We start from the raw sequence: 13,282 nt of genomic DNA, 5'->3' as shown, positions 1-13,282 counted from the left end.
GCCGGTCCGGTATCCCGGAAAAGCGGGATACCGGGGCCGCGCCCGGCGGCGCATACTGCGTCCGTGTGGGACGGTCGGGCCGAGGCGGTGCGGCGGGACGTCGCCGCGCTCGCGGCGGCGGGCCTCGGCGTCGCCGAGCTGCACGCCGCCGCCATCGAGCTGGTCGACCGCGTGGTGCCCGCGGACCTCACGTGCTGGGCGTCGCTGGACCCGGACACCGCGGTGATCAGCTCGATGACCAGCGGCCGGGCCCGCATCCCCGGCGCGTACGAGCCGCTGCTGGCGACCTACGAGTACGACGGCGCCCAGCCCCACACCTTCGCCGAACTGGCCCGCCGCCCGGTGCCGGCCGCGCGGCTGTCCGACCTGCCCCGCCGGGCCGTCGAGCGCAGCGGCCGGTTCGCCGAGGTCTGGCGGCCGCTGGGGCTCGGCCACGAGCTGCGCGTGGTCCGCGACGCCCACGGCGGGTGGATCGTCCTGCACGCCGGCCGGCTGGTGGCCGGCGAAGACGACGGCGAGACGGTCGTGACGGTCGACCGCGCCTCGGGCACCGAGCTGCTGGGCGTGCTGCTCGCCGCCTACGGCCTGACCGCCCGCGAGCGCGACGTCTGCCACGAAGTGCTGGCCGGTTTGTCCACTGTGGACATCGCGGCCCGGCTGGCCATCTCGGCGCACACGGTGCAGGACCACCTGAAGTCGGTCTTCGGCAAGGTGGGTGTCCGCAGCCGGGGCGAACTGACCGCGAAGCTGCTGTCCTGACCGAAGATCTTTTCCTAGAGGACCTTCCGCAGCAGGGCGTTCACCTCGTCCGGCCGTTCCATCGACGGCAGGTGCCCGGTGTCGGCCAGCTCGACGAGTTCCGCGTGCGGCAGGGACTCCGCCAGGTGCGCGGACAGCTCGACCAGCCCGCGCGCGTCCGCCGTCCCGATCACCAGTGCGGGCGTGGTGATCTCGGCGAGCCGGTGCCGGGTGTCCGGGATCCGCTCCGTCCACTGTGGAGCCGTCCAGTCGTGCCGGTACACCTGCTCGCACATTTCCCGCACCAGCGTAAGCATTTCCTCCGGCAGCACGGAAACGTCGCGACCGGGACCGGCGACCAGGTAGCGGATGTTGGCCTCCGCCATGGCCCGCACGTCCGCCGGGTCGACGTCGCCCTCGCGGGCGTGGTAGCGGGCCAGGCGGTCCGCGGGCAGGATCTCGGCGGTCTGCTCGGCGATGTCCGCCTGCATGTGGTCTGGCCAGACGTGCCCGGTGAGCCCGGAACCGAGCAGCACCAGCCGGGTGATCCGCTCCGGCGCGGCCAGGGCGGCGTCCAGCGCGCACGCCCCGCCCATCGACGCCCCGACCAGCGCGGCCTGCTCGATCCCCCGGGCGTCGAGCAGGGCCAGCAGGTCCTCGTAGTGGGCGTGTTCGCCGGATTCGCCGCCGGTTTCGCCGAACCCGCGGCGGTCGTAGCGGATCACCCGGTGGCCGGCGGCGAGCTCGGTGAACTGCGCGTCCCACATCCGGCGGTCGCCGATGGCGGCGTGCAGCAGCACGACCGCGGGCCCCTCTCCCGCTTCGTCGTAGCCGAACGCCGTCCCGTTCACTTCGATCGTCGCCATGGGCCCAAGCTAGCGACTCGACCGCGTCACACACCGCAGGTTTCGCTGAGGGCGAGAACTCCACCTTCCTCCCCACCACCGCCCTCAACGGAGGCGCTTCGCGCCGCTGTTAGATTCGGTTCATGACCGACGGATTCACCTTGACGCGCGAAGGCGAAGTCGCCCGCCTGACGCTGACCCGGCCGGAGAAGATGAACGCCATCACCTACGGCATGTGGTCGGCGATCCCGGACGTCGTGGCCGAGGTGGAGGCCGACCCCGCGCTGAAGGTGCTGGTGATCGCCGGTGCCGGGGCGAACTTCTCCGCGGGCGCCGACATCAGCGAGTTCGGGGAACTGCGCACCACGGCGGACGGCGCGGCGAGCTACGACAAGGCCGTCGCGGGCGCGGTCGCGGCACTGACGGCGATGCGGAAGCCGTCGGTCGCGATGATCCAGGGCAACTGCATCGGCGGCGGCTGCCAGGTCTCGGTCGCCTGTGACTTCCGGTTCGCCGCCGAAGGCTCCCGGTTCGGCATCACGCCGGCGAAGCTCGGCATCGTCTACGACTTCGACTCCACACGCCAGCTCGTGTCGCTCGTCGGCCCGGCGCACGCGAAGTACTTCCTGCTCTCGGGCGAGCTGATCACCGCCGGCCGGGCCCGGGAGATCGGCCTGCTCAACGACGTCTTCCCGGCCGGCGACCTGGAAACCTCGACGCTGGCCTTCGTCTCGACGCTGTGCTCGCGCTCCCAGGCGTCGATCCGCGGGATGAACCGGATCATCGAAAAGATCGTCGCCGGGCAGGAGGCCCCGGACGCCGAAGTCGAGGAAATCCGCTCGGACGCCCTGCACGGCGAGGACTACGCCGAGGGCGTCGCCGCGTTCCTCGAGCGGCGCCCGCCGCGGTTCACCTTCCGCTGACCTCAGCTTTCCAGGTACGCGTGGAAGTGCTCGGCCACGACGTCGGTGACGCCGGCGGGGTCGAGCCGCCCGTCGATCTCGATGACGCGGATGCCGAGGTCGTGCGCCGCGCGCACGGCGTGGGCGGCGAGCATCCGGTCGCGCGTCAGCCGGGTCCGCTGCACCGGGATCGCCGGTTCGTCCGGGCGGTGCCGGAGCTGGTGCTGGCGGAACAGCTCGGTCGGCACCAGCACCACCATCCGGCCGGGGGAGTCCACGAGCGGGGCGACCAGTTCCGGCCGCAGGCCCCGGCCTTCGGCGAGGATCGGCCGCGGTGACGTCAGCGCGCGCAGGTCGTCGAGAGCGCAGCGGAAGCGGCGCCCGAACTCGGCCATCATCGCGGTCAGCTGGTCGCCCACCGGGAGGTCGTCGGGCAGCGGGGTGCCGGGCCGGGCCCGGTCGTCGTGGTGGTAGGTCGTCAGCCCGTGCCGCTCGGCCAGCAGCCGGGCCACGGTGGACTTCCCGGTCCACGAGGCGCCGCCGATCCACAGCGCCTTCTGGAGGGTGCCGAACGGATCCCAGGTCATGAGACGACTATCGCGGGCCCGGCGGCCCGATGGCCAGTGTTCCGGCGCCGGTTGATCCGTTCAGCGCAGGGTGACCCGGCAGGCACGCCCCGGTGTCACGGCGCGTCGCGCTCGCCGTCGACCACGAGCACGGTGGAGCTGTCCGCGAACTCCGGTTCCGGGCCGATCCGGACGTGGAACCGCGAGCCCGGCCGGACCGCGGCGATCACCTGGTTCTCGGCCGTGTCGAGCACGATGATCGCCAGCTCGGTGGTGACGGGCTCGGGCCGCAGGACGACGTCCGGACGCGGCTCGGGGACCACGATCGGCAGCGGCAGGGTCCCGCTGACCGAGCCGGCCCCGAAGTCCTCCTCGGCACCCGCCGGTTCGAACGGGGCCGGCGGAAGCAGCTGCGGGCGGCGCCGCCACCAGAGCCCGGCGAGCAGGCCGGTCAGCAGGCCGCCGGTGCCGCTGACGGCCGAAGCCAGCCCGACGCCGAGGCCGGGCGGGTCCGCGGCGGGCGCGGGTTTCACCGCGGCCGGCGGCGGCGGAGACGGCGGCAGGGGACCGAACTGCACCCCGGGCTCCTGAACGGCGTCGTCGGGCAGCTGGAGCACCTGACCGGGCTCGATCGCCGTCGGATCGGTGAACGGCGTGCCGTCCGGTCGCAACCGGCCCTGGTTGAGCTGGAAGATCTCCGGGAAGCGCCGCCCGTCGCCGAGCGCGCGTTCGGCGATCTTGAACAGCGTGATGTCGTCCGGGTTGTCGGCGTGCGGCACGATGTAGTACTTCACCGGCGGCGGCGGGGGATCGCCCTGCGCGAGCGCCGGACCCCCGGCGAGCACGGCGAAGAGGATGCCGGCGCAGCTCGCCTGGGCGGCCCGTCCGAGGACGCGGCGGACCGCGGGAACCCGGTTTTCGACCATCGTCGGCACCTCTCCCCGGCGACCCGGCGGGTCTCCGGTGTTGCCCTCTACACGGGGCCGGTGCGGACGGGGTTCAGATCTTGTCCCGCGGCACGGTCTCCTACGCCTTGCCGCGGATGCCGCGAATGACTCATTCGGGACCTCCGACGTCCCGAATGAGTCATTCGCGGCAGTGCCGAGCCGGGCTAGGAGACGGTGACGCCGGTGAACTTGACCTGCTTGGTCGGCGCTCCGGTGCCGTCCTGCGGGTTCGGGTTCGCGATGCCCGCCTTCGCCACCGCGTCGAGCACCTTCAGGCCCTCGTCGCTGATGCTGCCGAACACCGAGTAGTCCGCCGGGAGGCCGTCGGCGTTGCCGTAGACCATGAAGAACTGGCTGCCGCCGGAGTTCGGGGCCTGCGTCTTCGCCATGGCGAGGATGCCGCGGCCGTACTTGATCTCCGGGAACGCCTCGTCCGGCATCGTGTAGCCCGGGCCGCCCTGCCCGTCCTGGGTCGGGTCGCCGGTGGCCGACGGGTCACCGCACTGCAGCATCTGCAGGCCCTCGGTGCCGAGCCGGTGGCACATGGTGTCGTTGTAGAAGTTCTGCTTGGCGAGGCTGACGAAGCTCTGCACCGCGCAGGGGGCGAGCGCCCGGTCGAGCGTCAGCGGGATGTCGCCCGCGGTGCTCTTGAGCGTCACGTTCACCGTGCCGGTCGACGGGACGTTCTTGCCGTCCGGCTGGTTCACCTTCTTCGGCGCCTTGCCCGTCGTGTCGGCCTTGAAGTCGCACGTCGTCGGGTTCGGCAGCGCCGTCGCCCGCTTCGGCAGCGCGGTGCGCTGCGTCGGGATCTGGAGATCGGTCGGCGGCGGCGCGGCCGAGGACGACGACGCCGCGGTGTCCGTGCTGTCGCCGCTGTTCGCGCTCACGATCCACACCACTACGCCGGCGACGACGAGGACGGCCACGCCGACTACACCAGCCCCGATCATCCGGCGTCGCTTCTGCTGCTCCAATCGGCGCTCGAGCTGACGCTCGAGCTTGCGCTTCGCAGCTTCGCGGCGCTGCTGGTTGGTCGCCACCCCGTACCCTCCAGGTTTCCGCTCGTCTCACACGTTTGAGGTAGCGGCAGTGTATGGGCACAGCCTGTGAGGACCATGTACAGGGCCCGCTAGTCTCAACCCGATCGTGATCGGCGCCGTCGGGCGCGGAGGTCCTGGAGGCGTTCGGTGCTCGTCGTCGGGTTCGGCAGCGGCCCGCTGCAGGCCAACTGCTACCTGCTGGCGGCGGCCGCCGGCGGGCCGTGCGTGGTCGTGGATCCGGGGCAGGAGGTGGCCGCGCCGCTGGCCGCCGCGCTCGCCGGGCACCGGCTGGTCCCGGCGGCTTTCCTGGCCACCCACGGGCACCCGGACCACGTCGCCTCGGCCGCCTCGCTGTCGGCTGAGCACGGCGTCCCGCTGCACCTGCACCCGGCCGACGCGCCGCTCTACGGCGGCGACAGCGTGCCTCTTCAGCCGGGCGAGTACGCGGGCCTGGACGTCGACGTCCGGCACGTGCCGGGCCACACCTCGGGCTCGGTCGTGATCGCGCTGGAGACCGCCGAGGGCGGACGGCTCGCGCTGACCGGCGACACGCTGTTCGCCGGCTCGGTCGGCCGCGGGGACGTGGGGGAAGCGCTGCGGAGCCTGCTGGCCGGGTTCCCGGACGAGACGGTGGTGCTGCCGGGCCACGGCCCGGCGACGACGATCGGCCGGGAACGCGCGGGCAACCCGTTCCTCGCCGGGACGGGGGCGTGATGGCCGAGGAAACGACCGAGCGCGTCGCGCTGTTCGAGGAGGACCCGCGCGGCCGCCGTCGCCGCGGGACCTCGGGCCTGATCGGGGTGGTGATCGTCGCGGCGGCGTTCGGCGGGATCGCCGGCCTGATCGGCGGCACGGTGACCGGCCTGGTCGTCGCGGTGGTGATCGCGCTGCCGCTGCTGTACGTGATGGCGGTCAGCATCCGCCGCCGCGTCTGGCTGGAGGGGTCGGCGCTGCTCGTGCGCACGTGGGGCCTGCGCCGGGTCGACCTGGTGACCGCGACCCGCCTCGACCTCGTCGTCGGCGACGTCCGGGGCAGCCGCACGGTGAGCCTGCTGGTCAACGCCGGGCAGCGGGGCAAGGTGGCGAAGGTCGACCTCGCGGTGTTCTCCGGCACGGGCGGGCGCGAGCTGGGCATCCTGCAGCTGCGCAAGCTCGCGAACGCGCTGATGAACAACACCGAGGCGAACGGGCTCGTGTTCGGCGAGCTGCTGGTGGCCGAGCTGAAGGCGGAGGCGCGCGGCGCGGGCGTGGCCGAGCGCCCGCTCTACCGGCTGGCGTCGGTGGCGCCGTCGGGCAAGTACGTCCAGCGGTTCACGATGGAGGCGGTCAGCCGCTTCGTGGCGACGCTGGACTGACGTCGTCCGTACCCGGCGAGCCGTTCGATGTGGTCAGGTTGGCGCGCACGTCTTCGAGGGCGGACGCGATTCGCGGCAGGGCTTCGGCCGCCTGCGGTGACCGCCTTTCTGCTGCGCCTCTCGCGCCGCCGGGGTGTTACGCCTGGGACGGAACGGCTTTCGTGGTGCTGCTGAGGTGCCCGGCGGGCTCGCGGGAGGCGATCAACGCGGCCAGGACGGTGGTCACCGGGACGGCCGCGACGATGCCGACGCTGCCCGCGAGCGTGCGGATGATCTCCTGCGCGATCTCCTCGCTGCCGAGCAGCGCGCCGAGCCCGACGCCGGAGATCGACGAGTACAGCAGCACCGGCAGCGCGGCCCCGGCGTAGGCCATCACGAGCGTGTTGACCGCCGAACCGACGTGGTCGCGGCCGATCCGCAGGCCCGAGTGGTACAGCTCGCGCCAGGTCAGGTCGGGGTTGGCGCGGCGCAGTTCCCAGACCGCGCTGGTCTGGGTGACGGTCACGTCGTCGAGCACGCCGAGCGCCCCGATCACGACGCCGGCGAGCAGCAGCCCCCGCGCGTCGATGCCGTGGCCGAGCGAGCCGATCAGCGTCGAGGTGCTGTCGTCGAGCCCGGTCAGCGAGGCCGCGGCGGAGAAGATCGCGGACAGGACGCCGATGAGCGCGAGGCTGACGAGCGTGCCGAGCACGGCGGCGGACGTTCTCGCGGACAGCCCGTGCGTCAGGTAGAGCGCGATGAACATGATCGCGCCCGCCCCGGCGATGGCTACCACGAGGGGATTCTCGCCGGCCAGGATGGCGGGGAGGATGAACAGGGCGATGACGACGAAGGACAGCCCGAGCGCGACGAGCGCGGCGACGCCCTGCCACCGCCCGAGCACGAGCACCGCGACGGCGAAGAGCGCGGCCAGCACGAGCAGCGGGGTCCCGCGCTGGAAGTCGACGAGCTGGAAACTGGCAGGATCACCGGGGTTGCCGTTGTTGTAGGCGAGCACGACGGCGTCCCCGGCGGCGAACCGCGGGGTGCTGGGCTCGATCGGCACGGTCAGCTTGAGCGGCTTCCCGGCGGCGGGCCCGTCGGTCATGGCGAGCTCGACGGTCAGGCACGGTTTCGCGTTCGGATCCGTCTGGTCGCCGACCTGCACCTGCCCCTGGGCCAGGCAGGGGCCGGTGGTGGTGGTGCGGATGTCGGCGTGCACGGGGGTGCCCTGCGGGACGACGCTGGTGGGGGAGGCCTTGCCCCAGGGGTAGAGGACGACCATGCCGACGACGGTGGCCAGCGCGAGCGGGGCGAGCAGCCAGATGAGGAGGAGGCGCACGCGGCGGGAGGCGGGGGCGGCGGGGCCGTGACCGTGGCCATGGCCGTGCCCGTGGCCGTGGCCGGTTTCCGCGGGGGCGGCCGGGGGTTTGCGGCGGTTGCCGGGGACGCGTTGGGGACCGGTGTCGCCGCGGCGGGCGGGGCGGTCTCCGTCGGCGGGGACGCGTTGTGGTCCGGTGTCGCGGCGGCGGTCGGCGGGGAGCGGTTGTGGTCCGGTGTCGCCGCGGCGGGCGGGGCGGTCGCCCTCGGCCGCAACGCGCTGGGGCCCGGTGTCGGCCCGCTTGTCCGCCGGGCCTCGCCGGGCGCCGTTCGTCGCGGCCGGGACCCGCTGGGGCCCGGTGTCCGTGCGGCGGCGAGCCGGGTCGGCCGCGCGGCGGGTGCCTTCGGCGGGCGCGCGGCGGGCGGTTTTCCGGGGCGTACCCGGCGTTCCGGACGTTCCCGGACCCGGCGAAAGGGACACCTCGTCCGTGATCCGGCGGATCGGGCCGGTTGCGTCGTCGTCGAGGTCGGGGCGGTCCACCCGCACATCCTGACAGCGGGTTTCGCCGCGCCCGCAACGGGCCGCCCCGCCGCCCGGTTCCTCCCGCCTTGGCCCGAACTCGCGTGATCAGCCGCGCAACTCGCGTGATTGGGCGCGTATCTCGCGTGATTGGCGGGGCATCAGCCGTAGGACTGGCGGATGTGGACGCGGCGGTAGGCCGATGGGGGCGTGTCGAAGTGGTCGAGGAAGGCTTGGCGCAGCGTTTCGGTCGAGCCGAAGCCGCAGCGGCGGGCGATCGTGGCCAGCGGGAGGTCGGTGCCGGACAGCAGGCGGGCCGCCTGCTCGGTGCGGATCGTGCGGACGTAGCGGCCCGGGGTCGTGCCCAGGTGGGCGTCGAACAGCCGGGTCAGCTGGCGGGTGCTCAGGCCCGCCCTGGCCGCCAGGGCCGGGGTGCCGAGGTCGGCGTCGAGGTGCTCGGCGATGTACGCCGTCAGGTCGCGGACCTCGCGGTGCTCCGGTGGCGGCCCGGTCAGGAACAGGCTGACCTGGGCCTGGTTGCCCGGCCGCTGCAGGTACGTCACCAGCGCGCGGGCCGCCTCGCGCGCCAGCGACGGCCCGTGGTCGGCCTCCACCAGCGACAGCGTCAGGTCCAGCCCGCTCGTCACGCCCGCCGCCGTGTAGACGTTGCCGTGCCGGACGTACAGCGGCACCGGGTCCACCGTCACCGACGGGTAGTCCCGGGCCAGGCGCGCCGCGTACCGCCAGTGCGTCGTCGCGCGGCGGCCGTTCAGCAGGCCCGCCGCGGCCAGCACCTCCGCGCCCGTGCACACCGAGGCGATCCGGCGGCTGGTCCGGGCGAGCCGCCGGACGTGGGTCAGGACGCGCTCGTCGGCCGCCGCGGCCGTGCTGCCCCAGCCGCCCGCCACGACGAGCGTGTCGAGGTCGCCGGCGACCTGGTCGATGCGCAGGTGCGGCTGCAGCGTCAGGCCGGAGCCGGTGCGGATGGCGTGGCCGTCGACCGAGGCGAGCTGGAGCTCGTACGGCGGGCGCGCGCCGAGCCGGTTGGCGGCGTCGAACACGTCGGCGGGGCAGGCGATGTCCAGCAGCTCGGCGTCGGCGTATCCGACGATCGCAACCCGTCTGGGTGAGCCTGGCATGATCGAACGCTAGCAGCCGCGACCGGCGTTCGGACGTGGTTCGCAGGAATCCGGACATCAGCGCCGCCCGCGTCCCGCGCGGACGCCACCGTGAACCGCATGACCGATGACCCGAAGACCATCGCCTTCGTCGTGTACCCCGGCCTCACGCCGCTGGACCTCGTCGGCCCGCTGCAGGTGCTCAGCGCGCTCGCGCAGCTGGACCCGCGCTTCCGGACCGTCGTCGTCGGTGCCACGAAGGACACCGTCGGCACCGACACCCCGCTGCGGATCGCCCCGAGCCACACCTTCGACGAGGTGCCGTCGCCCTTCGCGGTGCTGGTGCCCGGCGGTGGCGCGCCGACGCTGCGCGCGATGGCCGACGATCGCCTCCTCGCCTGGCTGCGCACCGCGGCCGGTCGCGCCGAGCTGGTGACGTCGGTCTGCACCGGCTCCCTCGTCCTCGGCGCGGCCGGGCTCCTGGACGGCAAGCAGGCCACGACGCACTGGATGTTCCGGGACCTGCTGCCCGCCGTCGGCGCGACCCCGGTCGCCCGCCGGTGGGTCGAGGACGGCGAGGTGATCACCGCCGCCGGCGTTTCGGCGGGCATCGACCTGGCCCTGCACCTGGCGGAACGGCTGGCCGGACGGCAGGTCGCGGTCAGCATCCAGTTCGCCGTCGAGTACGACCCCGAGCCGCCGCAGGGCGCGCTGGACCGGGCGAACCAGCCGGACGAAGCCCTGAAGCCGATGCGGGAGCACATCCTGCGCGACGGTCTCGCGGAGAACCCCGCGCTGCTGGCGAAGCTGCTCGCCCACGCGTGAGGACGAACGTCGTCGGCCATCCGGGTGAGCGGGGTTCCGCCGACGTGTCCGGCCGTTAGATTCAGCTCGCTCGATCAGGTGATCTCGCGGGTGGGGTGTGGTAGCCGTGCGGTTCCAGGTCCTCGGGCCGGTGACGGCCTCCGTCCCGCTGCCGTCGGCGGCCCAGCCGCGGCGGCTGCTCGCCGTCCTCCTCGCCAGGGCGGGCCAGTTCGTCGGCCGCGACACGCTGGTCGACGAGCTGTGGCCGGACGGCGCGCCGTCGAGCGCCGCGGCGATCGTCCAGGTCACCGTGTCGAAGCTGCGCAAGACGCTCTCGCCCGGCCTCGGGGCCGCCGAGGCCGGGCAGCGGCTGCGGTCCGGGCCGCGCGGCTACGCGCTCACCCTCGAGCCGGGGGAGCTGGACGCCGACGAGTTCCTCGCGCTGCTGTCCTCGGGGGCCGACGACCGGGCGCAGCGCCGCCGTGCCCTCGAACGGGCCCTCGCGTGCTGGCGGGGCGACGCGTTCGCCGACGTCACCGGCGGGCCGCTGCTGGAGGCGCACAAGCTGTGGCTGGCGGACCGGCGCTCGGCGGCGTTGCTGCAGCTCGTCGAGCTGGAGCTGGCCGACGGCGACGGCCGGTCCGTGGTCGAGCGGCTCGACCCGGTGGTCGCGGCGCGGCCGGCGGACGAGGTGTTCGCCGCCCGGCTGGCCGCCGCGCTCGGCGCCGTCGGCCGTCGCGAATCGGCCCTGGAGGTGCTCCGCCGGACCCGGCGGGCGCTCTGGGACGAGGCGGGCGTGTGGCCGGGCGCCGACCTCACCGCGGTCTACCGCCGGATCGCCGGCACGGAGTGGACGACGCCCGGGCCGCCCGCCCAGCTCCCGCCGGCGGTGCCCGACTTCACCGGGCGTGCGGCCGAACTCGCCGACGTCGCCCGCGCGCTGCGGGGCCCGGCGCCGGTCGTGCTGCACGGGGCCGCCGGGGCCGGCAAGTCCGCGCTGGCGGTCCAGGCCGCCTGGCGGGCCCGCCGCCGGTTCCCCGACGGCCAGCTGACCGCCTCGCTGCGCGCCGAAGACGGCACCCCGGCCGAGCCGTCGGCCGTGCTGAGCGGGTTCCTGCGCCGCCTGGGCGCGACTCCCGCGGAACTGGCCGACCGCGCCGGGCTGGCCGGGCTCTGGCGCGGCTACACCGCCGATCGGCGCCTGCTGGTGCTGCTCGAAGACGCCGCGTCCGAGGCCCAGGTGCGCGCCCTGCTGCCGAGCGGGCCCGGCTGCGCCACGCTCGTCACCGCGCGCCGGGAGCTGCCCGGGTTGTGCGGCGCGAGGGCCGTCCCGGTGCGCGCACTGTCCACAGAGGACGCCCGCGGCCTGCTCGCGGCGATCGCGGGGGAGCCGCGGCTGCACGCGGAACCCGAAGCGGCCCAGCAGGTTCTCGGTCACTGCGCCGGGCTCGCGCTCGCCGTCCGGATCGCCGGGGTGAAGCTCGCGGCGCGCCCGGGCCGCCGCGTCGCCGACCTCGCCGCGCGCCTGGCCGACGACCGCCGCCGGCTCGACGAACTGACCGCGGGCGACCTCGGTGTCCGTGCCGCGGTGACGTCGGCGCTGCGCGGCGCCGACGTTGCGCTGCTGAGGCTGCTCGCCGCGTTCGGCACCCCCGTCCCGGACTGGTGCGCGGCGGCCCTGCTCGACCGGCCCCTCGACGACGCCCGCGACCGCCTCGACGACCTCGCCGCCGCCCACCTGCTGGACCCCGCCGGGCCGCGGTGGGCGGTGCCCCCGTTCGTGCGGCTGGTGCTGGCCGAGAACCCGGCGGAGGCCGATCGGGCCGCGCTGCGCCGCGCCTGTGAGACCGCGCTCGCCTACGCCGAACACGCCCGCGGCCGTCCGGCACCCGGCCTGCCCAGGCCGGATCCGGCGGTCGCCCGGCGGATCGCGGCCGACCCGGCCGGGGAGACCGCCCTCCTGGCCGCCGCCGCCCGGCTGGCGGGCGGGCCCGGCTGGCACGACCTGACCGAACGGCTCGCCGACGCCTGCACCGCGCTGGCGGGCACGCCGTGGCTCGGCCACGCCGCCCGCGCCGTCTCGGTGCTGAGCCTGGCCGCGGCCCGCCGCCGCCGCGACCCGCGTGCGGAGGCCGAGAAGCTCTACAACCTCGGCGCCGTCCATTCGCAGCACGGCCACTGGCGCCGGGCGCAGAACTACTTCGTCATGGCCGAGCACCGCTACCGCGCCCTGGACGATCCGCGGGGCACCGGCGCGGTGCTGGCCGCGCTCGCCGACGTCCACCTCGACGGCGGCGACCCGCGGGCCGCCGAGGCCGAGCTGCAGGAGGCGCTCGGCCTGCTGCGCGCGTGCGGGGACCGCCGCGGGCAGGCGGCCGCGGCGGCGCAGCTGGGCTCCCTGGCCGAGGACGTCGGCGACGTGCGGCGCGCGGTCGAGAGCTTCGAGGTGAGCATGCTGCTCGCCCAGGACTGCGACGACGGCCGCTGGCACGACCAGGCCGCGAAGCGCTACGCCGACGTCCTGCGCCGCCACGGCGGCCACGACCGGGCCGCCGACCTGCTCACCGGCGCCCTCCGGACCCGCGAGCGGCACTGGGAGGCGCACGTCCTGCGCAGCCTGGGCGACCTGCACACCGACGCCGGCGAACTCGCCGACGGGCAGCGCTTCCTGACCCGGTCGCTGACGCTGTTCGAGCAGATCGGGCACCGGCACGCGGCCGCCTACACCCACCGCAGCCTCGCCGAAGCCCGCCGCCGCGCGGGCGACCCGGCCGGCGCCCGGCGGCACCTGCTCGCCGCGATGGGCGTGTTCCGCGAGCTGCGCGACCGCCGCGGCGCCGGCTACGCCCTGCTCAGCCTCGGGCGGACGCAGGCAGCCGACGGCGCCGTCGCCGAAGCGGTGCGGCTGCTGCGGAGCTCGGCGGGGGTGTTCCGGGAGCTCGGGTTCCCGCTGTGGGAACTGCGCGCGCTGCGCGAACTCAACGCCGTCACCGGCGAATCCCCGGACCGCGACCGCACTCGTGAAGTCTTGGCGAAGATCAGGACCTGACCCGCCGCCCGCCCGGCGCGCGGGGAGTCTCGTTTGGCGAAGTTATGGCCGCCCCGATTTGGCTCGCGGCGTCCGGATCGGCTTACGAGGGAGACAACG

At 74.7% G+C, this 13,282-nt stretch carries 12 protein-coding genes; 6 read left to right on the top strand and 6 right to left on the bottom strand.

The features are described 5' to 3' along the window. Window positions 1–63: 63 nt before the first annotated feature. The gene (locus OO60_RS04860; protein WP_033260838.1) at window positions 64–759 is read left to right on the top strand and encodes a helix-turn-helix transcriptional regulator; all 696 of its coding nucleotides are present in this window, start codon (window positions 64–66) and stop codon (window positions 757–759) included. Window positions 760–773: 14 nt separating this feature from the next. Here OO60_RS04860 and OO60_RS04855 read toward each other — a convergent pair whose 3' ends face one another. After that, window positions 774–1,604 carry an alpha/beta fold hydrolase gene (locus OO60_RS04855; RefSeq protein WP_033260837.1) on the bottom strand — a complete coding sequence of 277 codons (831 nt, stop codon included), beginning with the start codon at window positions 1,602–1,604 and terminating at the stop codon, window positions 774–776. Between the two features lie 122 nt (window positions 1,605–1,726). Here OO60_RS04855 and OO60_RS04850 point away from each other — a divergent pair, with 122 nt between their 5' ends. After that, window positions 1,727–2,506, top strand: a complete 780-nt coding sequence (locus OO60_RS04850) for an enoyl-CoA hydratase/isomerase family protein (protein WP_033260836.1) — start codon at window positions 1,727–1,729, stop codon at window positions 2,504–2,506. Window positions 2,507–2,508: 2 nt separating this feature from the next. Here OO60_RS04850 and OO60_RS04845 read toward each other — a convergent pair whose 3' ends face one another. The 3 genes from OO60_RS04845 to OO60_RS04835 all read right to left on the bottom strand — a co-directional run bounded on the left by OO60_RS04845 (window position 2,509) and on the right by OO60_RS04835 (window position 5,038). After that, complete coding sequence (locus OO60_RS04845) at window positions 2,509–3,072, bottom strand: DEAD/DEAH box helicase family protein (RefSeq protein WP_033260835.1); 564 nt, start codon at window positions 3,070–3,072, stop codon at window positions 2,509–2,511. A 95-nt stretch (window positions 3,073–3,167) separates the two neighbouring features. Further along, window positions 3,168–3,977, bottom strand: a complete 810-nt coding sequence (locus tag OO60_RS04840) for a LysM peptidoglycan-binding domain-containing protein (protein WP_033260948.1) — start codon at window positions 3,975–3,977, stop codon at window positions 3,168–3,170. A 185-nt stretch (window positions 3,978–4,162) separates the two neighbouring features. Next, complete coding sequence (locus tag OO60_RS04835; protein WP_033260834.1) at window positions 4,163–5,038, bottom strand: peptidylprolyl isomerase; 876 nt, start codon at window positions 5,036–5,038, stop codon at window positions 4,163–4,165. 147 nt (window positions 5,039–5,185) lie between these two features. On the opposite strand from OO60_RS04835, the gene OO60_RS04830 reads away from it, so the two are divergent. Both OO60_RS04830 and OO60_RS04825 read left to right on the top strand, forming a co-directional pair. Beyond that, entirely contained in the window at window positions 5,186–5,752 is a 567-nt protein-coding gene (locus tag OO60_RS04830; protein ID WP_033260833.1) for an MBL fold metallo-hydrolase, read from the top strand. Then, complete coding sequence (locus tag OO60_RS04825) at window positions 5,752–6,393, top strand: hypothetical protein (protein ID WP_033260832.1); 642 nt, start codon at window positions 5,752–5,754, stop codon at window positions 6,391–6,393. Before OO60_RS04830 ends, OO60_RS04825 begins: the two co-directional genes overlap by 1 nt. A gap of 136 nt (window positions 6,394–6,529) precedes the next feature. On the opposite strand, the gene OO60_RS04820 is transcribed toward OO60_RS04825, so the two are convergent. Together OO60_RS04820 and OO60_RS04815 are read right to left on the bottom strand one after the other, a co-directional pair. After that, window positions 6,530–8,233, bottom strand: a complete 1,704-nt coding sequence (locus OO60_RS04820; protein ID WP_033260831.1) for a YibE/F family protein — start codon at window positions 8,231–8,233, stop codon at window positions 6,530–6,532. 140 nt (window positions 8,234–8,373) lie between these two features. After that, entirely contained in the window at window positions 8,374–9,351 is a 978-nt protein-coding gene (locus OO60_RS04815) for a GlxA family transcriptional regulator (RefSeq protein ID WP_033260830.1), read from the bottom strand. A 99-nt stretch (window positions 9,352–9,450) separates the two neighbouring features. Between OO60_RS04815 and OO60_RS04810 the strand changes: the two genes are divergently transcribed. Together OO60_RS04810 and OO60_RS04805 are read left to right on the top strand one after the other, a co-directional pair. Next, a complete protein-coding gene (locus tag OO60_RS04810) occupies window positions 9,451–10,155 on the top strand; it encodes a DJ-1/PfpI family protein (RefSeq protein WP_033260947.1) in 705 nt (234 codons plus the stop codon). Between the two features lie 106 nt (window positions 10,156–10,261). Further along, the gene (locus tag OO60_RS04805; RefSeq protein ID WP_033260829.1) at window positions 10,262–13,183 is read left to right on the top strand and encodes an AfsR/SARP family transcriptional regulator; all 2,922 of its coding nucleotides are present in this window, start codon (window positions 10,262–10,264) and stop codon (window positions 13,181–13,183) included. Window positions 13,184–13,282: the final 99 nt, after the last annotated feature.

This window comes from Amycolatopsis vancoresmycina (assembly GCF_000716785.1).
Lineage (GTDB): Bacteria > Actinomycetota > Actinomycetes > Mycobacteriales > Pseudonocardiaceae > Amycolatopsis > Amycolatopsis vancoresmycina.
Note: the sequence above shows the minus strand (reverse complement) of the source record. Positions and strands in the feature narration are given on the sequence as shown.

Bases quoted from the DNA above. Each gene is read 5' to 3' on its own strand.
- OO60_RS04815 (WP_033260830.1), bottom strand. From the start codon at position 9,351: ATGCCAGGCTCACCCAGACGGGTTGCGATCGTCGGATACGCCGACGCC.
- OO60_RS04850 (WP_033260836.1), top strand. From the start codon at position 1,727: ATGACCGACGGATTCACCTTGACGCGCGAAGGCGAAGTCGCCCGCCTG.
- OO60_RS04810 (WP_033260947.1), top strand. From the start codon at position 9,451: ATGACCGATGACCCGAAGACCATCGCCTTCGTCGTGTACCCCGGCCTC.
- OO60_RS04845 (WP_033260835.1), bottom strand. From the start codon at position 3,072: ATGACCTGGGATCCGTTCGGCACCCTCCAGAAGGCGCTGTGGATCGGC.
- OO60_RS04825 (WP_033260832.1), top strand. From the start codon at position 5,752: ATGGCCGAGGAAACGACCGAGCGCGTCGCGCTGTTCGAGGAGGACCCG.
- OO60_RS04840 (WP_033260948.1), bottom strand. From the start codon at position 3,977: ATGGTCGAAAACCGGGTTCCCGCGGTCCGCCGCGTCCTCGGACGGGCC.
- OO60_RS04855 (WP_033260837.1), bottom strand. From the start codon at position 1,604: ATGGCGACGATCGAAGTGAACGGGACGGCGTTCGGCTACGACGAAGCG.